This is a genomic window from Planococcus daihaiensis (assembly GCF_049262615.1).
Classification (GTDB): Bacteria; Bacillota; Bacilli; order Bacillales_A; family Planococcaceae; genus Planococcus.
Window position 1 is genome coordinate 68158 of the sequence record NZ_CP175504.1, and the last position, 26262, is coordinate 94419.

Here is a 26262-nt window from a genome sequence, read left to right on the forward strand (position 1 = left end):
GTCGCAAACGAGAGAGTGAAAACGCCCTTTCTTCACACAGAAAAGAATGAACAAGAATCGCCTTTTTTTGTATGATCATGCGGTCTTGGTAGTGCTATTGCCAAGCGACCATACGACAACGGGGATCAACAACAATGCCAGGAAGCCGCCGCCGAGTGACAATATCGTGAAACTATAGCCCGCGACAACCATTCCCGACAGCATGCCGCCCGCCGCGCCGGATAGCGCAACAAGCACATCGACCGTTCCTTGTGTTTTGGCTCTCGCCTCCGGCAATGTCGAATCGACGATTAACGCCGTGCCGCTGATCAAGCCGAAATTCCAGCCCAACCCGAGCAACGCCAGCGCCAGTATCAGCATCGGTAGCGAACCACCCGGTGCCATTGCCGCAACGAATCCGGCAGATAGAAGTGTGACGCCTGCCGCGACGACCATCGCGATCCGGCCGATTTTATCGACCAATACGCCCGTCAGCAATGACGGCAAATACATCGCCGTGATATGGATGCTGATGACCATGCCTACTGCGCTGAGCGTATGGCCGTGATTGCCCATATGGACGGGCGTCATCGTCATGATCGCCACCATGACCATTTGCGTGATGACCATCACCGTGGCACCAAGAAACACACCGCGGCTATTGATTGCCGGTACGGCGGCAACTGCTTTGTTCGCCGCCTTGTCATCCTGCTCTTGTTTCTCTGCAACGGCTTTCGCCACCAGCAAAGGATCCGGTCGCAGGAATAAGAACAGCACGAGTGCTGCCGTAAAATAGGCCACCGCCGCTAAGATGAATGGCCCCGCAAGCGCCGGAATGCTGATAGATTCGGCGAATCGGCCCATGACGCCGACAAGGTTCGGTCCGGCGAACGCGCCGAATGTCGTCGCAACCATAGCGATGCTGATTGCCTTTCCGCGTTGTTCCGAACTTGCGAGGTCCGTCCCGGCGTAACGCGCCAGCAAATTGGTCGCTGTCCCTGCTCCGTAAAACAGGAGCGAGATCAAAAGGAAGACTAAATTGTCCGCAACAGCCGATAAAATGACGCCGACTGCTCCTGCGCCACCGATGAAAAATCCGGTCGCAAGCCCTGGACGCCGGCCGAATTTCTGTGACAGCTTACCGACAAGATATGCGCCGCCAGCAGAGCCTAATGTGAAAAGAGCGGTCGGAATTCCTGCAAAGCCCGCGCTTCCGAACATTTCCTGCGCCAATAATGCGCCGACCGTAACCCCTGCCGCCAGTCCTGCACCGCCCAAAATTTGCGCAAAGACCACGATCCACAGCGTTTTCCGGTACAGCTGTTGCTGCATTTCCGGTGATTCGGTGTATTGCCTCATCAATTCGGAATTCCTTTGTTCCGAATTGTGTTTCTTAATTCTCTGTGCCACAAAACTTCCTTCTTTCTATCTTCTGTTTTATCTAAGTATGCGCTTGAAGACGAAATTCAACAATAGCAAAAATAAAATAGAGGGTTAGTTCCAGACAAAGCGAATCTATATATTATCAGCCTGCCTTAAGAAGGGACGTTTCGGCCACGGAGACTATGTATTATTCATTGCTATCGATACAAACTATTTAAAAGGAGTGAAGAACATGGATGAAAAAGATTTTACACCGTACCAATCGTCTCCAGTACTTCCGATTTTTGAAAAGTTTTCAAAAGCTCGCGATGTGTCACTCGTTTACGGAGATCCGATCGAAATGCAGGGCAGGACCATTATTCCGGTAGCCAAAGTCAAATATAGTGTTGGCGCAGGGTCTGGCGGCGGTTATGAACTCGAAGATGAAGATTCCGAGTCTCCCGGATACGAAGAAGTTGAAGGAGGCCACGGCGAGGGGGCTGGCGGCTCTTTCCAGATAAAACCGGTGGGCATCTATGATGTGACGGCTGAGAAGACCGTTTATCGGCCAATTGTGCCGATCGAACTCCTTCTTCTTATGCCGCTCATGGTGACAGGTCTTGCAATGTTGATGGCAGGCAGCCAAGAAAAGGCCGGAGGAATGGAACACAAAGGGAGCAGCCGCAAGCGTCATAGCGGCCGCTGCAAAAACAAAGGACAAGGCATGAAGATGAAAGGCATGGAACACAGCGATTAATATTTGTTTTTTGGAAATGCCAAAAGCCAGCTGAAAATCAATTGATTTTCAGCTGGCTTTTTTGTTGCTGTCAGTCGAGTTACTATAGTAGGAACTCGAAATCCTTTAACTCAGATTTTGCCTTATTCACGTCTATTGCTAAACCACTTGCTCCGCCTTTTTCAGCTGCTGTTCCATATCATCCAGCCATTGGATGCATTTTCCCCGGATCCAGGGAAATGGGTGATAGTAAAGCGGATGGCTGCTATTAGCCAAACCGCTGACGGTCCCCAGTTCCGATAAAATCGTATACGCTTCCAGCGCTATCGGGGTGATCGAAGACTTAACGCCCCACCCTGCGATGATCGCATCTGCCCTTTCCACACAATCCATCAGCTCGCTGTAGCGGTCAATGGCAAAGATATTATGCCGACTGTCTTCCTGTTCCTGCATGAACTTTTTGCTTTCTTTATAGTCATCAAATGTTCCAGTTCTCAAATCTGTCAGATTAATGATTTGAACATGATCCCAATTCATCCGCTCCATCAGCCGCATCAGCTGATACATCGTGTTATCAGGAGTTGCCGGGTTAAGCGGCACCCCATCCACGATTCCTGATAACAAGGGAATGGAATCTTCCCCGTCCACCGGCAGACATTTCCCCGGATTCAGCAGCACAAAAAGCGCATCCACCCTCTCTTTTTGAGTTCCTTTTCTGCGAATGGCAGCCAGGCTGCGGCAGAGATGCGTCCGTTCGCCGGTGTTCAATTTGTAGAAAGCGGCTTCTGTGGAAAATACTCCTTCCAAGTCTTTTGCTGATTGAAACATACAATTCCTCCTCCAACATTTTTAGGTTCCATTTCTGTTGAGGCTTCGGCTAAATGAACGGCAAAGGGATCCGTCATTTCATCTTTTAGTACTTTCATCTTACCAAAGGGAACGTATGTTTGCAATTAATAATCATATAATTCAGAAAATAATTTCCAGGGTGAATCGAAAGCCTATTTTTTTTTGCACAAAAAAACTCGTTCAGGCGCCGTTCTTGCCCAAACAAGTTTTGTTCAAATCTCCTGCTATTAAATCTCCAAATCGTATTGCTTCACGATACTCTCAAGCTTCAACGCTTTTGTCATGTCACCCTGGATTTTCAGCTTGCCCGTCATGAAAGCGGTCATGCCGTTTAATTTTCCTGCCAGGAATTTATGGAAGTTATCGGAGGACATAATCAGCGTGCAATTGGGATCACTTACCGAATCCTCCAAAATTTTCGCAGTACCGTCTTTCATCTGCAATTGATAGGTTTCGCCGTCAATTTCAAATTGGTAAACCGTATCCATGCCCGAAATCGGCTCCGGATTCTTGTTGATTTCCTTTTCAATCTGTTCCATCGTTTCATTTAATGTAGATAATGTCATTTCATTTCATCCCCTTTATCTCTAATTAAGCCATCAAAAATCCGCCGTTGACGTGTATGCATTCCCCGTTGACGAAACTCGAGTCATCCGATGCCAGGAACCGTGCCACCGATGCCACTTCTTCCGGTTTTCCGAGGCGCCCGGCCGGTGTCAGCATCAACGCCATCATTTGAATGTTTTCAGGAAGATCCTTGGTCATCTCGGTATCGATCTGCCCCGGTGCAATGGCATTTACCGTAATATGTTTCCCGCCGTTTTCTTTGGCCAAGGTTTTGGTAAACCCGAGAACGCCCGCTTTTGATGCGCTGTAATTTGCCTGCCCCGCATTCCCCCAGCTTGATACGGAGGAGATATTGACGATTTTTCCATATTCCTGTTTCCGCATCCGCGGTATAACCGCCTGGCACGTATGAAACATCGAGGTCAAGTTGACATCCATCACGGAATGCCATTGCTCTTCTGTCATCTTGTGAAAAATGGCATCACGCGTAATCCCGGCGTTGTTCACCAGAATATCGATCGTTCCAAATCGGTTGTATATTTCTTCGAAGACCCGTTTCACCTGCTCACCGTCTGTCACATCACATTGGAATGTGGCAAGCTGAGCTCCTGCGTCATTCCAGCGCTCGTTAAGTTTTTCTCCATTGACGTCGAGTACTGCGACATTTACGCCTTCTGCAAGGAACCGTTCAACAATCCCCGCTCCGATGCCCTGTGCACCGCCTGTCACCACAGCAACTTTGTTTTCCAATTAACTCATTCCCCTCTATCTCTCTATCTGATGATAAAACTTATAAAAAATGGCACCTCATACCATTTCTATTCAAAACTGCCTGATTCCTCCTTTTTTTCGAAATTATCTGTAAATTGATTGATTACAATAAAACTGAGCAGCAGTTAAAAAAGAAACATAAACGGTTTGTATTAAACCGTTTATGTTCCCTTTCATTTGTTATTCTTGCTCTTTTATCGAATCATCTATCCATACTTCACCGTTTTTGTAAATCATACCTTCCGGATAACGGAGATCCATTACGCCATCTTGCGTTTCCTGCGAAGGCGCTTTTGTTATCAACGAAACAACAATAATCGCAATGATTGCCGCCGCAGCGCCAAACACTCCAGCACCCGTATCGATTATTCCCAGGATACTGAAACCTCCAAATCTGGAAGCAAAAATGTAACCGAGTGTCACGACCAGACCGGTTAACATTCCGGCAATAACACCCGGTCCGTTTGCCCGTTTCCACCAAACGCCTAAAATCAGGGCTGGGAAGAAGGTTCCTGACGCCAGCGCAAAGGCCCATGCGACAATTTGCGTAATAGCTCCTGGCGGATCCAATGCAACAATCCCTGCCGACACGGTTGCAATAATGATCGACCAGCGGCCAACTAATAACCGTTTTCTTTCGGTGGCATGCGGGTTAATAGAACGGTAGTAAATGTCTTGAGACAGCGCTGCAGAAATGGCGATCATTAATCCGCCGGCTGTTGACAGTGCAGCAGCCATTGCGCCTGCCGCCATTAAACCAACGACGAACACTCCCAGGTTGGCAATTTCGGGAGTTGCCATGACCACAATATCATTGCTGATCACCAATTCCTCCCATTGTAAAATGCCATCACCATTGGCATCTGCCAGCGAAAGCGAACCGGTGTTGACCCATGAAGTTGTCCAGGCCGGTAAATCTGCAATTGACGAACCTGCTACTTGAGTCATTAAGATAAAACGGGAAAACGCAGCATAAGCTGGTGCCGACAGATAAAGCAAACCGATGAACAGCAAAGCCCAAGCCCCGCTCCAGCGAGCCGCTTTCATTGTCGGTACTGTGTAAAAACGGACGATGACGTGTGGCAGACCGGCTGTTCCCGCCATGAGCGTAAACATCAGGGCCAAAAACTGCCATCTCGTCGCCTCGGTAAATGGCACAATATATTCTGAAATTCCAAGCTGTGCATCCAATACTTGAAGTTCGCTGACAATCTGGCCGTAAGAAAGCCATGGCAACGGATTATTGGTCAATTGAAGTGACATAAAGATGACCGGTATAAGATAAGCTGTGATCAGCACAATATATTGCGCTACTTGTGTCCAGGTGATCCCTTTCATCCCCCCGACTGCGGAGTAAAAGGCGATTAGCGCCACACCTATCATTGTGCCAATGGCCGTATCAACTTCCAATAACCGGCCAATAACAACTCCTGAACCTGAAAGTTGTCCGATAGAATATGTAAAACTGATGATGATCGTTGCAACAGCGGCAATTAAGCGTGCTGTACCACTGTTATAGCGGTCGCCAATAAATTCTGGAACCGTATAGCGGCCAGACTTTCGCAATTGTGGAGCCAATAAAAAGGTCAGCAAAAGATAGCCGCCTGTCCACCCCATGATATAGGCTAAGCCGTCGTAGCCGAGGAGCATGACTGTACCCGCCATACCGATAAAAGAAGCAGCACTCATCCAGTCGGCACCGATTGCCATCCCATTAAAGATGGCTGGTACATTTCTTCCTGCCACATAGAAATCAGAAGTTTGACGCGCCATATTATAGAAGGCAATTCCAATATACAAGCCGAACGTTACCAAAATCAGGCCGAGCGATACGATAAATTGTGTATCCACCAGTTCTCCCCCTTTTGAAATGCCCTCCAAATCTCTTGTTTTCAGATGGCATTATTCTTAGTTTGAATAAAAGATCTTGTTAGCGGGTATTATCCTCTTTTCTTGACTTGGCTCAGGCCAAATTTTTTGTCGATTTGATCATTTACAATAGCGTTGATGAACAGCAGGAGTATAAAGATAAGAACCGCTCCCTGTGCCCCCATGAAATAGTGGAAAGGAAAGCCGTTGATGCTAAAACCGGACAATCTTTCCGCGAAAAAAACGACAACAAAAGAGGCGGTAAATCCTATTGCCAGGTAAATCATAATTAAAGTGGTACGAAGACGAAAATAAGCATCTGCTTCTTTTTTATCAATCTTCCTCAAAATCTTCACCCCATTATTTTTGATAAGATCCCAACTAGACCGTAAAAATTATTATTTGCTCATCCACTCAAACTAAATATGAAACGGACCGTATCTGTAAATGGAAGAGGTATCATAATAATTTTCACTAACATGAACGCGAAGATGGATGCAAAAGGGACGAGCAAGTAAATTGCCTTCTTCTTTCTCAGGCCCAATACTACCGAAGCAATAGTCACCAGCCCGAAAGCTATAACCCAAATCATATAAACCTCCTTCTGCAAGCGCTGTCATTGCTGCTTTTTATTTCATGCGGTTTTCCTTGTCTGATGAATATCCCCCTTAAGAATGGAATTTTTTTGAAAATGTATTATTGCCATTATTCTAAAAATTAACACTCTTGTCAACTCTCAACTTATTATGGAACAGGAAAAAGCGGCTGAAGATATTTCTTCAGCCGCTTTTGGGTTAAATGATCTGCACTTCAACAATTTATTTTCAAGCACCCAGCAGCACTTGATTGAACGCAAACAACGCCTCGTTGATTTCATGGATATTGTAATTCTTCCGCTCTATGAAATAGAGAATGATCAGATCGAATTTATGGCTGCGCGACAATCTATAGCCCGCTGTTCCAAGCAATTCTTCTGTTTCATACAGGTCCAGCTCAAGCGCTATTGCAAACGCGACAATTGTCTTTTTCAACGGCGTGTATCCCGGAGAATTGCGAATCTTGGAAAACAGCTTCCTGTCGATATTTGCCCCTTTATATGCTTCAGTGTCTGTCATGCCTTTTTCGTCAATCATACGGAGCAGGCATTCTGAAAAGGATTCATCCACGTCTTGAAGAACATCCTCCAGGCTGAGTTCGAGTTGGGATTCCAATTTACTTTCCTGTTCCTGGGTATACAAGCCAGTCTCTGGCTCGCTTATCTTCCGATAACGGAGATCCTTTTTCTCCAGTTCCGTCACTTCATTTTCATCAATGAAGGCGGCAATCGACTGGTAGAGTTTTTCACTGATTCCGAAGGATTGCCTGTCGAATACGACCAAATAGACCTGCATTTCATGCTTCAATAGAAAGGCTTCGATTTCTGAGATGGCGATCTGCAAGGCAGGTTCTTTCGGATAACCGAAGATGCCGGTGGAGATGAGCGGAAATGAGATCGATTCACAGCCGAGCCGGTGGGCAAGTTCCAGGGAGTTGCGGTAACAATTCCGCAGCAGCGCTTCTTCGTTATTGGATCCGCCTTCCCAGACGGGTCCCACGGTGTGGATGATGAACTTGGAATCCAGCTCAAAAGCCTCCGTATGCACCGCTTCGCCCACTGCACAATGGCCGATGCGGTCGCAGGCCTGCTGCAATTGCACGGCCCCAGCTGCATTAAAAATAGCACCGCAGACACCGCCGCCCATTTTCAGCTGTGAGTTTGCGGCATTGACGATGGCATCGGTGGTCATTTTCGTAATGTCGTGGCGTACGATTTCGAGTGGCATGTGCCAGTCCCCTTTCCGATGTTTTGATTGCTTATGTAAAACTTATGTTTTGAAAAGTTGCTTATATCTTCCATCTTATCATATGGCAATACTGCGCTTGCCAGGGAGCGGCACAATAAGAAAGCGTATTGCTTATGAATGACATCACCCTAGGATTTGATACCAAATAAGGAAACTTTTGGCATATATAGGACGTCTAAGTTGATGAAATAATCATACTTCCTATTCATCTAACGGGCAGAATGGCTGAAAAAGAATAAGGACAATAAAGGGGAAATTAGAAATGGACTATGGTTGGCTTAATCTCGGCAGTCTCGTACTTGGACTAATTGCTTGGGTACTTCCTGTTGTAAATTTCGGACGCTACGAAAAGCAAAACCATTGGATCACTCGTTCAATTATAAGTCTCAGTGCTTGTGCTATTTCGCTGAGTTTCCAGATTTTTTATAGTCATCATCTAGTACAGATTGAGGATTGGTCTGCTCTTATGGACACTAGTGGAGCCGTCGCGATTGTTTCAGCAGTTCTTCTCGTCGTTACAATCACATTAAATGTGCTTACTCTAATCATATATCGGGATAGAGTTGCAAACTAGGTTTCAATCCGATTGTTGTGAAAAGTTATACCTGCATTAATTAGCTACGCTTCCCAGGGAGCTGCACAATTTCCAGGCATCTAAACTGGAATAGTAAACTCCTTATTTACATGATAAACTAAGAAATGCAGCTACATAAAGTGGACGGGCGGTTGGCACTCCCTTGAGAAAGGGGGTGTTTAGATATGGTAACTTACGATGCTATGAATATGCTATTTCAATTCGGTATATTCCTCGCTTCAGCTTTAACCGCTGGAGTCGCAATCATCGCAATTGCCATCAACAAAAAGAAGTAACCGTCCCCTCCCTGGCAGGATTGTGGGCGATTACTCTTTAAGATAAACATTCACTAATTTGGCCAGCCGCTCTTTTGCGGCATGTACTGCATCGACCGGGTGTTAACGCACTCGGTCTTTTTTATATCTAAATTATAACATACTGAGTTTTTAGGTTCTATTATTTATAATTTATTAATAGGGTCTTCTTTTTTAAAATGCCGATAATGTGCCTGCTGGCATTTTATAGGTTTGGATTTTCTTTTATGTATCTAACCTCTTTTTAATTTTTTGATGGTTTAACATGGTAGTAATAATGATAAACGGCAATCATTACAGCCACTACTAAAGGAATACGCGCTGTTTCTAAAAACCATAATAAGAATTCCCAAAACTCTATAGGCATTAGATTTTACCTCCTTTCGATTAACCTTTTATTTGATTCAACCTTCTTTTTCAAATTTGGCTCTGTTAAAGTTTGGTGTTGTTATTTTCAGAAACAATAAGACTCCCAATTATATGGGAATCCTATGTTGCATTATCGTTTTATTAAGCAAACGTCCTCGATAGTGGAAGAAGAATTATTTTTGAATTTCTTTTATAATCTCTACTCTATTTCCAAAAGGGTCTCTAAATTCAAAACGTTCATAATTAGGGATTGGAACAGAATTTAACATTCTAATTTTGACTAAGATATTCATGAAACGACCTCCTGTTTTTTGAGGTTTGGGTTACTTTGGAAGAAATGTTTTGACCAATGCGACATCCGGGTTGCCCGTGTCTTCGCTGGGCGTTACGGACGGTGTTTCGTAGAGCGATACGGAGCCGTCGTCGTTGATCCGGAGAAATCCGGATGTGCTGCTGCGCGTATCATAGTCAAACAAGTCGCCGAAAATGATACCGTTGTGCAATGGCACAGGGTCGCTGTACAGGGGAACTGTCAGCATAAAGTTATCGGTGTCTTTGTCCCAATAACCGGTGGCGCTCAATTCGTTGAACGACAGGGTGCGCTCGTGATCCGATACGATGTGGTAATAATACGGACTGTCGGGAAGGGTGCCCATTTCGACATATTCCGGCGCCAGCGTTTCGGCAAGCGTCTCGAACAACCAATTCTGTTCGAACTTGACGGCATCCAGCAGGTAGTTGCCGTCTTCATATTCGTAGATGGCTGTCGCTTCGTACGAACACGTTTTACATAAGGTGTATACGCTTTTATCGGTACCGGTTGTTTGATAGGTAATCGTCACGTAGACTTCGCGCTGGTTGTCAAAAGCACTCTCATCTTTGGTGTAGGTGCTTTCGCTGAACGAACGATCTTCGGCGATTTTGTGGTCTTGAATCGCAAAGCGGGTTTCCGTTTCATCTTCCAGTTGGATGAAATAGTCTTCGAGGGCCGTGGGGTCTGTCAGATGCAGCCGGGTGAACGTTTCGATTTCTTCGGTTGTCGTCTCAAACACTTCGTCACCTTCCAACAGCGAAATGACAAGGTACGTCAATGCGAAGATGATGACCAGAACCAATACCATCAGCAAACTGGCAATTTTGACTGTCTTGTTCATGTCAATCCTCATTTCGTTTTTTACTTTGGCTCTGTTAAAGTTTGGTGTTGTTATTTTTAGAAACAATAGGACTCCCAATTATATGGAAATCCTTTTAACAGAGCCTCAAATTTAAGTAAGGTGAAATTTCTCTTGGATAAAATAAGCTAATTATAAATTCGGAATACCTTTTCTCAAATCCGTACTTGGCCATATCATCAAAGGCACGGATTAATACCAATGCCTCCTGACGCTTTCTAAACTCTCGAATAGATTCATTTCGATTGTTCTGCTCTAATCTTGCCTCGTCCATAACTATTTTTTCATGCTTCTTGAAGAGTGCAGAGAATTCTTTATGTAAATCGTCCATAATCATCTTTTCCTCAGAATTTTTGCAATGCTGATAGTATGTATAAGCTCTTGGCGGTGCACCTGATAACTTCAGAAATCCGAACATCAAATCATCCCCCTTCCATCTAATCCATATAATTCATAACCAGCCATAAGCAACGCTTTCTCGTTTCTTCCAGCTGTGCAAGAGTATAGAGAGGCGCTTCCCAAGAGCCACCAGTAAAATCGACAATTGCCGCATCAGCAACCCTATCCCGCTCTAATAGCCATGTACGCTGCGTATCTCTCAAATTTACAAAGTCGGTCTCTGTTAATTCCATTTTTAAACTTTGATAAATTTCATTCAATAAATCATCCCAAGCTTCAAACTCGTTATAAGTTGCTTGCGTAATTTCGGCATCGCTTCCTGTTTCCCAAACTTCGCTATAACTTTGGAAATCATCTTCCAATTTATAAATTCGGTCTAAATAGCGGACATACAATGAAGAGGAATCTGTTGTTGTAGTTTCGGAGGAAGCATATACCTCTTCCTCAACGTCAATTACATCTTCTGCAGCTTCAGTTTCTTCAGATTTGTCAATCGCTTGTTCACTTACCTCCACTGCTGATGCTTCTTTTTCATCCGGTAATTCTACGCCAGTCTCAACTTCCGGATTTGTCTCACTGGATTCCTCACTAGCTGTAAATGGAAAGTCGATAGGATTTACAGGAATTTCAGGTTCACTGCCTTCATCTAAAGCGCTTATAGCTTTTGCCAGGATACTAAGGCCAATCAGCGCTCCTAACATCACCTTTCCATAGCGGATATAGTCAAAAGAGAACTTCGGATAAACTTTTTGAGATCGTGGAGCGTCTTCAGGTTCCGATTGCCTCCTTTCTTCTCGGGAGCGTTCCTTGGATTGCGCTTGTTCCTGCTGATGAAGGGCGTATTCTTGATCATACGCCCTTCTTTTTGCCGGATTGCTCAGAACGTTATAGGCTTCCGTTAGTAGAATGAATTTCCGCGCATCCCCACCTTGATCGGGGTGCATTTCTTTAGACTGGATGCGGTATGCGCGTTTGATCAGCTCCTCGCTCGCGGTCGGCAGTATATTAAGCAATGTATAGTAATCAATAAATTTGCCCATGCTTCCCCTCAATCCCGATTCGTCTAATTATTCTAAATACTAAATTCATAGTATCATTAAAGTTCCATATTTTTCAATAAAATTAACCTTATTGCCTATACCGGAGTTTCGGTCTTTTTTCCATAAACTTGAAATTAATTCATATTATCAATAATAAAAATGGAGGCCGCTATATTAGCAGCCTCCATGAATAGATTAAACCGTGATTTGGAATCATTTCGAAAACTCCTGATTTTGTACTCATAACCGGACCTTCTAGTTGGAAATCAGTTAACTTATCATTTTTTTCATTTCCTTTAAAGACCGAATTATTTCACGCAACTTTTTACCTTTACTTAAAACTGTCAACAGCAATTCAACCGTCCCCATACAACCCTCAACATCCAAACATTCATCAGAGCTATGCTCATGATAATAACCCGCTGACAAATTCACACTTTGAATGCCATGCGATGCCCAGATGCGGGTATCACTGCTGCCTCCGGCTATGCATTTCCAACCCGGCAGTCGGTGGTTGCTGGCAGTTTCTTCGATGAATTCACCAAATGAATCGTCATAGAATTTCTCATAACCGCCACAGGAAGTCACAATATCGCCTGTACCTCTTCGATCGATGACAAAGGCCACGTCAACATCCTGCAGGAAACCTTCATCGACTCCTTTTGCTCCCAAGAGACCGATTTCTTCCTCGACTGTGAAAATGTATTTCACGGCCCCATTGAAGTTCGCTGCATCTAAACGTTTCAGTGTTTCCAATATAATGGCGACACCCGCCCGGTCATCTGCGCCCAAAATGCCGCTGCTGCTGGACCAGATGTTGCCATCTTTTATAATCTTGCGCCCTTCATCAAAACTGTACACAGCGTCCAGATGTGCATTCAATAAAATCACTGGCCCTTTTCCTCTTCCATAAACCTTGGCGGCCAGAATATTGCCCTTGCTGTCAACTTCCAAAGAGTCTACATGATTCAACAGTTTGCTCTGGACCCAGTCGCGAATGTCATCTTCCTCTCCACTTTCACCGTCGATTGACAGGCATCTTTCAAGCTCCATTAAAAATGCTCGCTTTTTTAAATCCACAATATCCTTATCCAGGTCTGCCGGAGAAAAGGTGCTTAATGCTTCAGCTGCATCGAGCAATCGGATTCGCGGCACTCTTATACTGACGGATTGGTTGCGTACATGTACTTTTGGCAATCCGATGACAGTCAACACTTTAACAACGGTTGCCATATCCGTATCTTTGGTAAATGAAATGCTGGGAAGCTTCTTTTCGTGGCCATCGCAGCAATTGGTTGTCGACAGGCCCAATCGATCCAATTGGCGAATGATCCCAGCCATGTAGGTGTCGAAATTTTTGATGCCGGGAATGTCCACGCCTGGTCCAAACTGCAGCATCTCGGTCCGGCCTCTATATTCAAAATCCACCGCACGCAACCATCGTTCTTCATCAAGTTTCTTTTCTTCAATTTTCAAGATGCCATTGCCAAATGTGCAAGTCACAAGGAGCTTCTCTAGGGTTTCGATAAGAAACTTCATGTTCTCTTCCGTTTCTTTCCGGAAATCAAACTTTCCTTCTCCAATTTCCTCTACAAGAAATCCGTGGCGAATAAACAATCGGTTCAAGTTCTGCATGTGCATCCTCTCCCTTTCTGTTATTGCCTTCATTATAAAATAGGAGCTGTGACACGAATGTCACAGCTCCAGGGAGGTAGGATTTATTCAATTTCTTCGTCGACTCGGTAAAAAATCATATAGGGAAATAAACCGTTATAATAATACGCATGATTTCCAGAAGATGTTTCAATGACGGCCGGAATAGCACAAGCTTCTAAGACTTCCCTGATCCTACTGACAGTTTTTCTATAACTTGCCCATGGAACATCTTGATCGGGCTTAAAATCTCCAAAGCATTCCTTTACATCATGGGTATTGGCAGGATTTCCAACCGAACTGCTCATCAATAAATGCCGCAACACGTCACTAGTTCTCTTGGTTAAGGTTCCACCTTTGCCATTAAAATTAACACTTGTTTCGACATCGGCAAAATACAACACAATCGTATCCTCTGGATTATTCACTAGCACCTCGTCACAATGCCGTTTCGAACAAGTCGTTCTGCCCTGTTCCGTTTCCTGGAAATACGCATGGTTCCTTAAATATGCTTCGTTTTCATTTATGCTGTCGTACAGGCTGGAAAACTCATAGCCGGGCAATTTTTCGACTTCGTCTGCCGGAAACTTCGCAAGATCCTCTTGTGACTGTTTGGCAATATGCAATGCGCTGTTTGTCAGATACAATTGCGCGTTCACTTTTTGCCGATCCGTCAATCCCATTTTATTATTCGCATTGAAACGCTCGGAAAAAATGGCCTTTTGAAAATAGTTCGCAGCGTTTATAAAGTTACCGTTACGATAGTATATGAACCCTAATCGGTAGGCGGCAACCGGATTGTGCGGATCATAACTTAAGGCCCGTTTCAAGTTCGGTATCGCCACCTGGTCAACCTTCTGGTCCTCCTTTTTAAGATAGGTGCCATAATGCACCAAATTGAAAACGAGCCGTTCTGTTATAGAATCCAAATAACTCTGGTCTTCAAGCTTTCGATGAACCCTTTGCTTTACTTTGAGGTGCATCGCCTTATAAAGCTCGATCTTCCGCTGATACAATAAGGATTCTTCCAGCTCAGGGGTTTGCAGATGCAGCTGGCGGTCCTGTTCTTCCAGTTCTTCGAGGGTCATCCGGGTATAGCGCACGGCTTATCATCCTTTAGCTTTTTAATCTTATTTGTTACTTTCTATACAAACAATGTTCATACCTCTTTGATGTTGGCTAAATCCATATCAGCTTTTTACTATATTAAAAGACATCCGTTTTCACGAATGCCTTCAATCACTTTTATACTAATCATAATTCTATTATCTCAATCGATTTGTCCAAGGGAAATTCACAAACCCAACTACTCCCCCATCTCCTCCAAAACGTCCGGATACACAATCGTATCAATTACTTCGCCAGTAGCTGCATCCTCAACCAGAATTTCCAGATGCAGATCTTCCGGTGATTTTCCATCAAAAGCCTGATAATAAGAGCCACCAAGCCCCAGCGTCATCGTTGCAAAGCCGTCAAAGCTGTTTTCATACATTTCATAGTCCACCGTTAATGTGAATTGATCGTAGTTCTTTGAGGATTCAACGGCCTGGATGGACGGATAGTCACCCGATTCTACGATTTCTGTTTTGGCTTCTTCTAAACCGGTTGCCATCTCTTCCATCATCTCATTATGCTGGCTCTTCGACATTTTATAAGTGACAGAACCATCGTCGTTTACAGCAGCTTCGTCCATACCCTCTTCTTTAGCGCTTGCTACGACTTGCTCCATATCTTCACCTTCAAAGAAAGAAGCAGGCAGTGTTACTTCCACACTGAAAAGCCCTTTATCAACCTCGACCTTTTCTCCTTCAGTCTCTTCAGTTGTGGTTTCGGCTGTTTCTGTAGTATCCGTTGATTCAGCTGAAGTTTCTGTCGTTTCATCATCACTCGAGCAGGCTCCCAATAGGAGGCCGCTCGTTATCAATATTACTGCTAATTTTTTCATAAAAATCCCTTTCTATTCCGTGTATGACCCTTGTGGATCAGCCTCTTTCTTATATTGCGTATATGGTTAAATACTCAGCTTTATCTTTTACCTGCAGTACTTCTTTTATTAATTCGAATTCCGTTTTCTGAAGTTTTTAACTTGACTATTGTACCATATTTTAACAACAGAATTGTTTCACTGTTCATATTTACTAAAATTCAGATATGTATATATAGAAAAAAGAGCAGCGAGTATTAATAACCCGCGGCTCTTTAAGTATATAATTTTCATTTCAATTAGCTCAGTTAACCGATTGCGTCTTCCCATTCAACTCCGCAGTCAACTCTTCAAACCACTCTTTATCCCCAGTCTGCAAAGCCAGATCAATCAGATACTCAAGCTGTGCAGTATCTTTCGGAGCCGTTTGCGGCAAGCTTTCAACCTGTTTTACTGCTAGTGGAATCGTCATACCGATAATGCTTTCATTATCGCTTTCGGCAACCGTTACATACACAGCGCCCTGCACCATGCTCATCGAATCAATAAATCCAATAACCATTTCCCCATTAATAGAAGTCCCTTTAACCCAATCAGTGGTTTTTAATATTGTTTTTTCTTCATTCATACTTGAACACCTGCTTTTTCCTGTATTTTATCGAAAATTTGAACTCTATCTTTGCTCTACCTTCATCAATACCCTCTTAAACAACACTTACCCTTTAAGTGGGTAAATCGAATACTACTCTTCCCTCAACCAGAACTCAATAAATATGCTCTGAGTTCAAGATAAATGAAATTATCAATAAAACTTATCACATTTCACTCACGATATTTGTGTAAATGATTAGTTAAATGATATGGAGCAAAACAGCGAAGACGCCCAGGCGACCAAGCGAAGTGCCGAGATCCACTCGAGCGAATAGCTCGAGTTAGCTCGGCGCAAGCCGCCAGGCAAGCGAGCTGTTTTGCGGAATATCATATTTCTAAAATATCCTTTACTTCCCTCCAACCTTCATTTACACTTGAGCCATCGGGACAACCCGAACACAAAAACCGCATACCGTTTTCTGCACTGGGGGTGCTTATTTTAGCTGAGATGCGAGCGAAAGCTCCGATCCCTTATGACTCGAACAGGTTAGGACCTGCGTGAGGAAGTGCGGTGACTTTCCGCAATGAAATTCTTTACTCAACTTGCATGGAACAGTGGCTGCATCTTCACGGATGCGGCCATTTTTGTGTACATTTTGAAGGAGGAATTTTGTTATGGAACCATTGCAATGCGGCACCAGCCCCATCGTCGGATTTCGCTTCACGCTCAATCCGATGTGCGGCGACTTCATCAAAATCATCAAAGGGGCGTTGAACGGAACCGACACCTCGAACGTCTGGATGCACACCGATGACGTCTCCACCGTCATCCGCGGCAAACAGAATCACGTCTTCAATGTGGCAAAAGCGCTCACGCTGCACGCAGCGAAAACCGGAGAACATGTGGCATTGAATGGCACGTTCTCCATCGGCTGCCCCGGCGACACGTCGGGAGATGTCTATCTCGATAAAGACGATGTGTTATTGAATACGGATGACACGAAGCAATATGTCTCTTCCCAGTTCGCGCTGTATCCGATGAACAATCCCGATTACATGAGCGTCATCTACCGGGAAGTCGAACGCGCGAAAGAGCATGGGGTTTGGAACGATTCGATGCATTACGCCAGCGGCATCCACGGCGATATCCACGATGTTTTCACGTTTTATGAAGAGTCATTCACGCATGCGCGCTCCGAGGCGCATCGCCATCTCGTCATGACGGTATCGATGAGCATCAACAGCCCTTCCCACTCCAAAACGGTTGGAGGCAACGCCGATGCTTAAGTCATGGAAACTGAAAGAAATCGTGCTGATGTCGCTGTTCGGTGTCGTGTTCGGCATCGTCTATCTGCTGTTCATCCATCTCGGCAATATCTGGGCCGGTCTGATCGGACCCATTGCCTATGAATGGATGTTCGGCATCTGGTTTATCGTCTCGATCATCTGCATGCACATCATCCGCAAACCAGGTGCGGCCGTGATTCCCGAAACGATGGCGGCCATCATCGAAGTCATGCTTGGCAACGCAGTCGGCCCCCGCCTCATCCTGTCCGGCGTCATCCAGGGGCTTGGTGCGGAAGCGGCGTTTGCGGTGACGCGCTATCGCCATTTCAATATTTTCGTCTTTATGCTGGCTGGTATCGGAGCCGCGGTGTTCAGTTTTATCTATGGCTATTTTGTTTCCGGCTATGCGGCGTTGGATCCTTCATTCGTTGCCTTGATGTTTACGCTGCGCGTATTGAGCGGTGCGATTATTGCAGGCATCGGCGGCAAATACATCGGCGATGCGCTGCTCGCGACCGGGTCCCTGCGCGGTTACGCGATTGCCCAAACCCAGCCGCGTGATGCCAATGCCTAACAGCATCCTTTCAATGAACGACGTCACCTTTCGCTATCCGGATGATCAGGAACCCACTCTGTCGTCGATGTCGTTTGCCATCGAGTGCGGACAACGGGTCGCGATTTCCGGTCCGAGCGGCTCAGGCAAATCGACTTTGCTCTATTTAATGAATCGGCTATACCCGGAAAATTGCGATGGTATTGTGGAGGGTGAAATTCTTTTATTCGGCAAAGCTGCCGAATCTTATAGACCCGGTGAGATCAACCACCGCATCGCCACCGTGTTCCAGGACCCCGATTCGCAGTTCTGCATGCCTACGGTCGAAGAAGAACTCGCATTCACATTGGAAAATTTGAACACGCCTGCCGTGGAAATGGACGGGCGGATCGCGGACGTTTTGGAAATCACCGGACTGTCTCATCTACGCGATGTTTCAATCCAAACACTTTCCGGCGGAATGAAACAACGCGTCGCCACGGCCTGTGCTCTTGTGATGAACCCGGAGGTGCTGTTGCTTGATGAACCGATTTCACATCTTGATCCTCTGACTGCGAAGGAATTCATCTCTTGGCTCGGCGGCTTGCAAAAAAAGTTCGCACTGACCATCATTGCCGTCGAACACCGTCTCGACAGCTGGGGAACGTTTTTTGACCGTGAAATTGCAATCGATGCCGGTGGAAAAATTATTGCGGATCAGCAGTTCATCGCGCATCAAACTTTCCGCTACCCGCACCGGCTGAATTCGGTATTGGATGAAGCAACAATAACAGCGAACGGATTGTCTGTGAAAATTGGAGGAAAAACTTTGCTCCATCCCCTTTCCTTCAATGCGCGGAGAGGCGAATGCATCGTCATCGCCGGCCCGAACGGCAGCGGTAAATCCACATTGGTGAAAGCGCTGTGCGGCATTTACAAAAAAGCAGCGGGCACCGTCACATCAAATGCCTGTGGCTATGTGCCGCAATCACCGGAGTTTCTGTTTCTGACGCCAACAGTCAGACAAGAACTCGACTTTTCAGGAACCTCTTCTTTGAAAGAATTAAAGGAATTAATGGATTCGTTGCGTCTAACCGAAATAGCAGCGCACAATCCGTTCGCTGTCAGCCATGGCCAAAAGCGGCGGGTCGCGATTGGCGCCATGCTGGCAGATGGCAGAAATATCCTCTTTTTGGATGAACCAACTTCAGGCCAGGACCGCGAAGCTCTATTGGAATTGTTCCAGCTGATCGACAGCCGATTGGATGCGGGCGATACCGTAATGATCGTGACGCACGACATGGAATTTGCCGCAGCCATTGCGGATTCGCTGATTTTATTGAAAGAAGGTCATTTGACGGGCATGTTCCCCGCCAAACGAGTTTGGGAGGATCCGGATTTGCTCGCTCGCCATAATCTGCTGCCTCCAAAAGGAGTGGTGCAGCATGCGAAATCTTTTGCATGACATGAATCCCTCCATTAAATTCATCACGGTCACCATCGCCATGGTGGGGTTGGCATTTTTCTTCAACCCCTGGACGCCGTTATTATTCTTTTTCAGCATCATCGCCGTTCAATTATTGTTCAGCCGAATCAATTGGAAGCTGTGGACGCTTTTCATGTTGCCATTCGCGTTTGGTGCGTTCGGCTATCTGTGGACGACCATCGTCTTCAGCGCTGAAACGGGCGGCAGCGTGATGTGGTCGCTGTTCGGATTTGATGTGACCGATAAACAATGGACGCTCGCGTTGTCGCTGTCGTTCCGCGTCCTGGCATTTTCATCGTTGTCACTCTTGTTTGCCTTGACGACGGATCCGGTGAGATTCGTCATGAGCCTGATGCAACAGTTGAAATTGTCGCCGAAACTAGCTTACGGCGTTCTCGTCGGCTACCAGTTTCTGCCGGTGCTGAAAGATGAGTTTTTCCAGATCCAGCAAGCGCACCGGCTGCGCGGAGCCACCACGGAAAAATTCTGGTGGCAGCGGCTCCTCGGTGTGCGCAGAGTCATCATCCCGATGCTTGCCGGAGCCGTCCGCAAAGCCGAACGCTCGGCATTTGCCATGGAAGCCCGCGGGTTTACGGGTGAGCCGAGGAAGGAATTTTATAGACCGGTCACGTTTAAGCGGTCGGATTTCGCTTTGGCTATTGCTATGTTGGCCCTATTCACCGTCTGTTCAATTGCCGGCACTATGATTTCAGCTTAAGTAATCAACCATCTCCCAGTTTTCAATTTGTAAATAAATACAATAAATAAGTCCTAAATACCCTATCTACTTATATTTTATTCATATAAACTGAAATAGCAGTAATATTCTGCTTTCTTAACAAAGTGAAGCAGATTACTTATTCGCGTCTTGTATAAAGGCAAAGCAGCTGAAAGGCTGTGACGCAAAGTTTCAGGCCTGTGGCTTCGGCTATGGCGGCTGGGCTGCCGGGAATGGCGAATGATACTTCGATTCAGTACCATTCGAAATTCTTTTGAATAAAATAAGAATTTAGGGGGATTGAAATGTTGTCAAACATGAAAAAAGAACAAGTTTCCAAACAGATCAAACGTTATTTTGCAGTGGGTGTCATTGCATCCGCAGGGTTTCTGTCATTAAATGCCGTGTCGGCTCTGGCAGATGAAACTACACCTGCTGATGAGCAGGAAGCTATTGTCACACCGGAAGCTTCAGAAGAAGTTGAAGATGCGGAAGAACCCGCACTGGTACCAGGCGATTTCTTCTATTTCCTGAAGCAATTGCAGGAAAAAGTTCAATTGGCTTTCACATTTGATCAGGCAGCGGAAGCCGAATTATTTGCTGGTTATGTAGAACAGCGGATTCTTGAAGCCGAAGCATTGATGGCAGCTGGCGATGAAGAGCTGGCAATCGAAACGCTTGAAAAGGCATTGGCACTTTATGAAGAGGGCCTTGATCAGCTGATCGATGAAGAAGAAACAGAAGAAACGCCTGCTGATGAAACAGACGGCGAAGAAGTTCCAGAAGAAGAAATTGATGAAGAAACACCTGCTGAAGAATCAGACGGTGAAGAAGTTCCAGAGGAAGAAATTGATGAAGAAACCCCTGACGAAGAGGTCTCGGAAACAGATGAAGAGTTGACGGAAGAAGATGCACGTGCTGCATTGGAAGTCAAATTCAGTTCAAACCTTTTCGCCCTGCAAGCAGCCATGGAAAAAGTCACGAATCCCAAGGCTAAAGAAGCTTTGGCAAAAAATGTCGCCAAAGCCATGGACCGCCTGGAGCGCAAGATCGAAAAGGAACTCGCTAAATTAGAGGAACTTGATGAAGAAACGGAAGAACTGGTGGATGAAGAAACTCCAGCCGAAGAAGATTCGATTGAAGAAGATGTTGTTGAAGAACCGGAAACCTCTGAAGACAATACCGAAGACGGAATTGAGGAATCGGAAGAATCAGCTGAACTTCCAGCAGAGGAAAACACCGAAGATGACACAAGCACTGTTTCCCCTTCTTCTGAGGAAAGTGGTTCTGACGATGAATTGATTGAAGAACAAAAACCTGCTGCCAAAGCCGTAAAAGCTGAGGAAAAAGCAGCCGTAAAAGCGGTTAAAGCCGAAGAAAAAGCTGCGGCTAAAGCCCAAAAGAACGCTGACAAAGCGGCAGCCGAAGTGAAACGTGAGCAGGACAAAGCGGACGCTGAAGCAAAGCGCCAAGCTGAAAAAGCTGCGGTTAAAGCGAAGCACGAACAAGACAAAGCGGATGCCAAAGCCCAGCGTGATGCTGATAAAGCCGCTGCTGAAGAGCAGCGCGAGCAGAACAAAGCAGCTGGCGAGGAAAAACGGAACGAGAAAAAAGAGAATAAGGGTAATAAAGAGAATAAAGACAATAAAGACAATAAAAATTAAACCAGAACAGTCTCTATCCCGAACAAAAGGCCGACCGGATATCCAATTATCCGGTCGGCCTTTTTGCATGCAACCATTTATGAATTCCGCCAGTTCCCGAGCAGAAATACATAATTTCAGCTCAACGCAACATCGAGCATCATCATGACGGCAAAGCCGATAAGCAAACTATTGGCCGCAAGTCCGTGGTTGCCGTTTTCTCGTGAACCCGGAATCACTTCTTCTGCGACGACGAAAATCATTGCCCCGGCAGCGAAACTTAAGGCATAAGGAAGCAGCGGCTGCATCAGGCTGACAGCTAAAGCGCCCACCACCGCGGCAACCGGCTCGACAAGCGCCGAAGCCTGTCCGTATAGAAAGCTTTTCAGGCGGGATTTCCCTTCAAGGCGGATTGGCATCGCAACTGCAATCCCTTCAGGAAAATTCTGTAATCCGATGCCGATTGCCAATGCTACGGCGCCCGCCAGTGAAGCTTCTTCATAGCCTGCCGCCACCGCCCCGAAGGCGACGCCTACAGCAAGTCCTTCGGGTATGTTATGCAATGTAATTGCGAGCACTAACAGCCGGCTGCGATTTGCGCTCGGTGAGATATTTCTATCAGACGGGTGCTGATGAGGAATGTATCGGTTTAAAAGGAAAATGAATAATCCGCCCGCCATAAAACCGGCGGCACTGATGAGCCATGCGGGCTGGGAATGCGAATGTTCCGCCATTGCTATCGCGGGAGACAGAAGAGACCAGAAGCTGGCGGCAATCATGACCCCTCCGGCAAAGCCCAGCATGGCATCCATGATTTTCAAATTAATGTTTTTCACAAGAAATACTGTTGCAGCTCCAATCGCTGTAACGCCCCATGTGAAAAGCGAAGCCAGCAAAGCTTGCATGACAGGAGGCACGCCGATAAACCATTCAACCACGAATCATCACATCCTCACATATGGCGTGGGAAAATCTAAAAAAACCGCTAATTCACTGAAGAATTAGCGATTCCTAGAGGTTACTAGCTTAAAGCTTTGTCGTAGAGCCAGCGTTTCAGGTTGCCGGCGGAATTGAAAGAGATGGCTTCGCCTAACAAACTGCAATTTTAATGTTTGATAGATTTATTCCTTATTTCCCCTTTTTTTAAACCTATAACAGAACACTATATAAGTTGAACTAATAAACTATAGTAGCCGTTATTCCGCAAAACAACTTGCTTGCCGCGGGCTTGCATCGAGCTAACTCGCCACTTCGCTGGGCTCACAGGCGTCTACGCTGTTTTGCTTCATATCTCTAGAGATTTCTCTCAGCGCCGGCGCGGCTTAGGACTGGGCGAAGCAATAAGACGAGTGCTCTTCTCGGCTTATTGCGGGAGCCTTGTCCGAAGCGCCGAAGCGGCATGGACAGTGGAAATTCTTAAGTTCAACTTATCAACTTATATAATGATTCTAAACACACAAAAAAAAGAGCTGAAGAATCAGCTCTCAAGTTTCCCATATGTAATCTCGTCTTCATCCCGCACATCCACACCCTCACGGATATGCACGATCGTCCGCAGCACCAGGCGCGCCTTATCGTTTTCGATCAACCAGCGCTCATCCGGCACAATTTCGAACTGCTGCATCACCGTGTCCTTTGATTTTACGGATCCGGCAAACTCCATCGACTGTTTTGCAACAATCGTTTCAATGATATTGAAATCGCTGTCTTCGCGGTAATCATCGATCAATTTGAGAACATGGAGTTCGATAAAATCAATTTCCTGGTCGGAGTCTCCACCTTCAAAATAAATCGTGCCGTTCAAGGTTTCGCCTTCTTCCAAATGCGGCCTCTCGACAACTGTTTCGACTTTCATTGACCCAAAGCCAATGGATGATAAAAAATCTTTGAATTTCATGACTGGGAAACCTCCAAATTTTTGTAAGTAATTAAATTGCTTATAACTCAATTATAAACGTTTAATGCAATTCCGTATAATCATAATGATTATCGAGGCCTGGCTCGTGTTTATTGTAGCGGCGCTTGAACAGCTTGAAGGTATGGGAAACCAGTACACGCAGGATTGCGTAAACCGGAATACCGAGAATGACACCCGCCACACCGAACAACGAACCGGCTGTCAGGAGCACGAAAATGATCGTGACCGGATGAATATACAAAGTTTTCCCCATGACCTGCGGCGAAATAACATTTCCTTCCACCACTTGGACAACTGTCCAGACAATCGCCAGTTTCACCAGCATAAACGGTGACGTGACCAGCGCGATGATGACGGCTGGCGTTATGGCGATTGCGGGTCCGATATAAGGCACGACGCTCGTGAACATGGCCAGTACGCCGAGCAGCAGCGCATATTCCATTCCGATGATCAGGAAACCGATATAAACCATCACACCGATCAGGAACGCTACGATCAATTGGCCCTGGATATAAGCACTCAGCTGTTTATCCGCCTCGCCGAACACTTCGCGCGTATCGTGGCGCAAACGTGGCGGCAATAATTTCAAAATGTACTCAGGAAGCTTTTCCCCATCTTTCAATAAATAAAACAGGATAAACGGAACGATGACAATCGATAGCACGAAACTTGTGATCGTCGACAGGAAGCCGGTAACTCCTGAAATGATGCTCGCAACGGTATCTTGCAGGATGCCAGCCACATTTTCCGGCAGCGTTTCCATCAATTGATCGATATCAAAATTGGAACCCGTATAATAGCCGCCCAAAAAGGATGAGCGAAGAAAAGCATCGACGTCCATTAATAATTGGTTGAAGTATTCAGGAAACTCCGCGATCAGCATTTGCAGCTGCTCCCGCAAGAACGGGAGGATCAAAAATGTCACCAGGGTAATTAATCCAATGACACCAAGGAAAATGATGAGGATGCCCCAAATTCTCTTGATGCGGAAACGCTCAAGCAGCCGAAGAACCGGCCGCAGCAGATAATACAAAATCATCGCTAAAGTCACGGGCAGCACCACTGTTTGCATAAAAACGCTCAGCGGATTAAAAATGAAAGATACTTCCCTGAATATAAAGATGACCAAACCGATCAACACTAAAGCAATCAACGTAAATAATGTATTTCTGCCTCCGAGAAACTGGATATAGTTCGTTTCAAAAAAGGATGGCTTTTCTTCCGGCTCCATGGCGAGACCTTCTTTCCAATTAGACTATTCACTTATATCTTAGCATATTTTCAGAATATTTCATTGCAAAGGCTGATTTAAAAACTCACTCAAAGCCTGTCTGTTCTGTTCGAGATTGATTTCCAGCACCGCGCCGGCTTGCGGGTAGCTCGCATTGCTATAGCTGCCTTCGACGGGAACGGTCAGCCGTTCAATTTCTTCGGTTCCCCCCGTCGCCATGTCGGTCGCCAATTTCACTTGGTCGAGCACCGGCAAATCTGTCTGGACATAGCCTTGTGCGGCTCCTGCCAGTTTCGGCAATTTCGGGATCGATGACACGCTGGCCAGTTCGTCCTTTAAAGCGGCCAGAACTTGCTGCTGACGGCGAACGCGGCCAAAATCTCCTTCGCTGTCCGCACGGAAACGCGCATAGCCAAGCAATTCCTTGCCATTCAACTGCTGATTGCCTTGCGTCAATGAAACGCCGATCAGCTCCGACATGTCTTTTTCCACATCGATTTCGACGCCACTTGGTGCCGCAATATCCACCAGTGTTTCAAAACTCGTGAAATCAACCAATGCATAATGGTGTATTTGAACACCGAACATACTCCGCAGCGTATCGGCGAGCAGGTCCACTCCGCCCAGGTAAAAAGCCGTATTCAGTTTATAGGATTGGTAACCCGGAATGTCCGCGTAAATATCGCGCATGAAAGATACGATTTTCACATCGTTCGTATCCTTATTATGCGCTACGAGCATCATCGTATCCGTCCGTGATTGCGCTTCACCACGCGAATCGACGCCAAGCACCAAAATATTTTCATAGCCATCATTTTCTTCATCATTATTAAATTCCACTTCCGGCAGATCCGATTCGCCTGCCAGATTTTTGCCGCTTTGGTATTGCATGAAAAAATATGCACCAAAGGCCAGCAGGACCATCAGCAAAATAAACAGGAATCCCCGTTTCCGGAACCTTCTTTTCTTCCGGCGATTTCCTCGAAGTTGGCGTTCATCTTCCATTAAATACACTTTCCTTTCTATATTCCATAAGAATTATGACGCATGGAGCCTGCAGAAGTTTCTGGTGAGTTTCTCACATGAATTTCTATAAATCGATATTCCGCAAAACAGCTTCGAAGACATTAGCCGACGCTTGCGAGGCTAAGTCTTTGCGACGAAGCAGCGCAGCGATGCAGGAGCACGGTTTTTATACCTAACTAAGTAAGTGTACCAACCGAGTGGATCTCGCACTTCGTCGGCATTCGCCTGCTCCCCATGGCGTCTTCGCTGTTTTGCTCCATATCTTTAGAGAATTCTCTGTGAGTAAATGAGTGGGCGGAATCCATAAGATCATGAATCCACTAAACGTCGTTTCTATGAGCGGTTTTTGTGATTCTATGAGCGGTTATGTTGATTCTATGATCATTCAGCCGGAAATAGAGCGAATCG

The 26262-nt window shown here is 45.8% G+C and carries 26 protein-coding genes, 1 pseudogene and 2 riboswitches; of the genes and pseudogenes, 7 read left to right on the top strand and 20 right to left on the bottom strand.

Features of this window, described 5'->3' with window-relative positions:
* Positions 1–75: 75 nt before the first annotated feature.
* The gene (locus DHX103_RS00330) at positions 76–1338 is read right to left on the bottom strand and encodes an MFS transporter (protein WP_422124694.1); all 1263 of its coding nucleotides are present in this window, start codon (positions 1336–1338) and stop codon (positions 76–78) included.
* Between the two features lie 256 nt (positions 1339–1594).
* On the opposite strand from DHX103_RS00330, the gene DHX103_RS00335 reads away from it, so the two are divergent.
* A complete protein-coding gene (locus tag DHX103_RS00335) occupies positions 1595–2098 on the top strand; it encodes a GerW family sporulation protein (RefSeq protein ID WP_422123295.1) in 504 nt (167 codons plus the stop codon).
* 138 nt (positions 2099–2236) lie between these two features.
* Here DHX103_RS00335 and DHX103_RS00340 read toward each other — a convergent pair whose 3' ends face one another.
* From DHX103_RS00340 to DHX103_RS00365, 6 genes are all read right to left on the bottom strand, one after another.
* The gene (locus DHX103_RS00340) at positions 2237–2905 is read right to left on the bottom strand and encodes a DUF1643 domain-containing protein (RefSeq protein WP_422123296.1); all 669 of its coding nucleotides are present in this window, start codon (positions 2903–2905) and stop codon (positions 2237–2239) included.
* A gap of 248 nt (positions 2906–3153) precedes the next feature.
* A complete protein-coding gene (locus DHX103_RS00345; protein WP_422123297.1) occupies positions 3154–3492 on the bottom strand; it encodes an SCP2 sterol-binding domain-containing protein in 339 nt (112 codons plus the stop codon).
* 25 nt (positions 3493–3517) lie between these two features.
* The gene (fabG, locus tag DHX103_RS00350) at positions 3518–4243 is read right to left on the bottom strand and encodes a 3-oxoacyl-ACP reductase FabG (protein ID WP_422123298.1); all 726 of its coding nucleotides are present in this window, start codon (positions 4241–4243) and stop codon (positions 3518–3520) included.
* A gap of 201 nt (positions 4244–4444) precedes the next feature.
* Positions 4445–6115, bottom strand: a complete 1671-nt coding sequence (locus tag DHX103_RS00355) for a sodium:solute symporter family protein (protein WP_422123299.1) — start codon at positions 6113–6115, stop codon at positions 4445–4447.
* Positions 6116–6204: 89 nt separating this feature from the next.
* Positions 6205–6480: a DUF4212 domain-containing protein gene (locus DHX103_RS00360; protein WP_422123300.1), complete on the bottom strand. Its 276-nt coding sequence runs from the start codon at positions 6478–6480 to the stop codon at positions 6205–6207.
* A gap of 477 nt (positions 6481–6957) precedes the next feature.
* On the bottom strand, positions 6958–7956 hold the full coding sequence (locus DHX103_RS00365) for a macro domain-containing protein (RefSeq protein ID WP_422123301.1): 999 nt from the start codon (positions 7954–7956) through the stop codon (positions 6958–6960).
* A gap of 780 nt (positions 7957–8736) precedes the next feature.
* Here DHX103_RS00365 and DHX103_RS00370 point away from each other — a divergent pair.
* The gene (locus DHX103_RS00370) at positions 8737–8847 is read left to right on the top strand and encodes a putative holin-like toxin (protein WP_379083407.1); all 111 of its coding nucleotides are present in this window, start codon (positions 8737–8739) and stop codon (positions 8845–8847) included.
* Positions 8848–9109: 262 nt separating this feature from the next.
* Here DHX103_RS00370 and DHX103_RS00375 read toward each other — a convergent pair whose 3' ends face one another.
* The 9 genes and pseudogenes from DHX103_RS00375 to DHX103_RS00415 form a co-directional block, all read right to left on the bottom strand.
* Positions 9110–9232, bottom strand: coding sequence for a hypothetical protein (locus DHX103_RS00375; protein WP_422123302.1), 123 nt, complete (start codon positions 9230–9232; stop codon positions 9110–9112).
* Between the two features lie 175 nt (positions 9233–9407).
* A pseudogene (locus tag DHX103_RS00380) lies at positions 9408–9509 on the bottom strand (glyoxalase); the annotation flags it as partial.
* A gap of 48 nt (positions 9510–9557) precedes the next feature.
* A complete protein-coding gene (locus tag DHX103_RS00385) occupies positions 9558–10388 on the bottom strand; it encodes a hypothetical protein (protein ID WP_422123303.1) in 831 nt (276 codons plus the stop codon).
* A 94-nt stretch (positions 10389–10482) separates the two neighbouring features.
* Positions 10483–10824, bottom strand: coding sequence for a hypothetical protein (locus DHX103_RS00390; protein WP_422123304.1), 342 nt, complete (start codon positions 10822–10824; stop codon positions 10483–10485).
* A 19-nt stretch (positions 10825–10843) separates the two neighbouring features.
* Positions 10844–11845: a DnaJ domain-containing protein gene (locus tag DHX103_RS00395; RefSeq protein ID WP_422123305.1), complete on the bottom strand. Its 1002-nt coding sequence runs from the start codon at positions 11843–11845 to the stop codon at positions 10844–10846.
* 270 nt (positions 11846–12115) lie between these two features.
* On the bottom strand, positions 12116–13480 hold the full coding sequence (locus tag DHX103_RS00400) for a M20/M25/M40 family metallo-hydrolase (protein WP_422123306.1): 1365 nt from the start codon (positions 13478–13480) through the stop codon (positions 12116–12118).
* Between the two features lie 83 nt (positions 13481–13563).
* Complete coding sequence (locus tag DHX103_RS00405) at positions 13564–14601, bottom strand: tetratricopeptide repeat protein (RefSeq protein WP_422123307.1); 1038 nt, start codon at positions 14599–14601, stop codon at positions 13564–13566.
* Positions 14602–14804: 203 nt separating this feature from the next.
* On the bottom strand, positions 14805–15443 hold the full coding sequence (locus DHX103_RS00410) for a hypothetical protein (protein WP_422123308.1): 639 nt from the start codon (positions 15441–15443) through the stop codon (positions 14805–14807).
* 283 nt (positions 15444–15726) lie between these two features.
* A complete protein-coding gene (locus DHX103_RS00415) occupies positions 15727–16050 on the bottom strand; it encodes an IDEAL domain-containing protein (RefSeq protein ID WP_422123309.1) in 324 nt (107 codons plus the stop codon).
* A gap of 439 nt (positions 16051–16489) precedes the next feature.
* Positions 16490–16595: riboswitch (TPP riboswitch) on the top strand.
* 93 nt (positions 16596–16688) lie between these two features.
* Here DHX103_RS00415 and DHX103_RS00420 point away from each other — a divergent pair.
* The 5 genes from DHX103_RS00420 to DHX103_RS00440 all read left to right on the top strand — a co-directional run bounded on the left by DHX103_RS00420 (position 16689) and on the right by DHX103_RS00440 (position 21700).
* On the top strand, positions 16689–17300 hold the full coding sequence (locus DHX103_RS00420) for a YkoF family thiamine/hydroxymethylpyrimidine-binding protein (protein ID WP_422123310.1): 612 nt from the start codon (positions 16689–16691) through the stop codon (positions 17298–17300).
* Positions 17293–17874, top strand: coding sequence for an ECF transporter S component (locus tag DHX103_RS00425; RefSeq protein ID WP_422123311.1), 582 nt, complete (start codon positions 17293–17295; stop codon positions 17872–17874). The genes DHX103_RS00420 and DHX103_RS00425 overlap by 8 nt, the downstream gene beginning before the upstream one ends.
* Positions 17867–19297: an ABC transporter ATP-binding protein gene (locus tag DHX103_RS00430; RefSeq protein WP_422123312.1), complete on the top strand. Its 1431-nt coding sequence runs from the start codon at positions 17867–17869 to the stop codon at positions 19295–19297. The genes DHX103_RS00425 and DHX103_RS00430 overlap by 8 nt, the downstream gene beginning before the upstream one ends.
* Positions 19278–20036 carry an energy-coupling factor transporter transmembrane component T family protein gene (locus DHX103_RS00435; protein WP_422123313.1) on the top strand — a complete coding sequence of 253 codons (759 nt, stop codon included), beginning with the start codon at positions 19278–19280 and terminating at the stop codon, positions 20034–20036. The genes DHX103_RS00430 and DHX103_RS00435 overlap by 20 nt, the downstream gene beginning before the upstream one ends.
* A 149-nt stretch (positions 20037–20185) precedes the next feature.
* Positions 20186–20268: riboswitch (cyclic di-GMP riboswitch) on the top strand.
* A gap of 73 nt (positions 20269–20341) precedes the next feature.
* A complete protein-coding gene (locus DHX103_RS00440) occupies positions 20342–21700 on the top strand; it encodes a DUF5667 domain-containing protein (RefSeq protein WP_422123314.1) in 1359 nt (452 codons plus the stop codon).
* A 116-nt stretch (positions 21701–21816) separates the two neighbouring features.
* Here the strand turns inward: DHX103_RS00440 and DHX103_RS00445 are convergent, their stop codons facing one another.
* The 4 genes from DHX103_RS00445 to DHX103_RS00460 all read right to left on the bottom strand — a co-directional run bounded on the left by DHX103_RS00445 (position 21817) and on the right by DHX103_RS00460 (position 25833).
* Complete coding sequence (locus DHX103_RS00445) at positions 21817–22617, bottom strand: ZIP family metal transporter (RefSeq protein ID WP_422123315.1); 801 nt, start codon at positions 22615–22617, stop codon at positions 21817–21819.
* 539 nt (positions 22618–23156) lie between these two features.
* On the bottom strand, positions 23157–23576 hold the full coding sequence (locus DHX103_RS00450) for a sporulation protein (RefSeq protein WP_422123316.1): 420 nt from the start codon (positions 23574–23576) through the stop codon (positions 23157–23159).
* A 61-nt stretch (positions 23577–23637) separates the two neighbouring features.
* A complete protein-coding gene (locus tag DHX103_RS00455) occupies positions 23638–24828 on the bottom strand; it encodes an AI-2E family transporter (RefSeq protein WP_422123317.1) in 1191 nt (396 codons plus the stop codon).
* A gap of 60 nt (positions 24829–24888) precedes the next feature.
* Positions 24889–25833, bottom strand: coding sequence for an LCP family protein (locus DHX103_RS00460; RefSeq protein ID WP_422123318.1), 945 nt, complete (start codon positions 25831–25833; stop codon positions 24889–24891).
* Positions 25834–26262 lie beyond the last annotated feature (429 nt).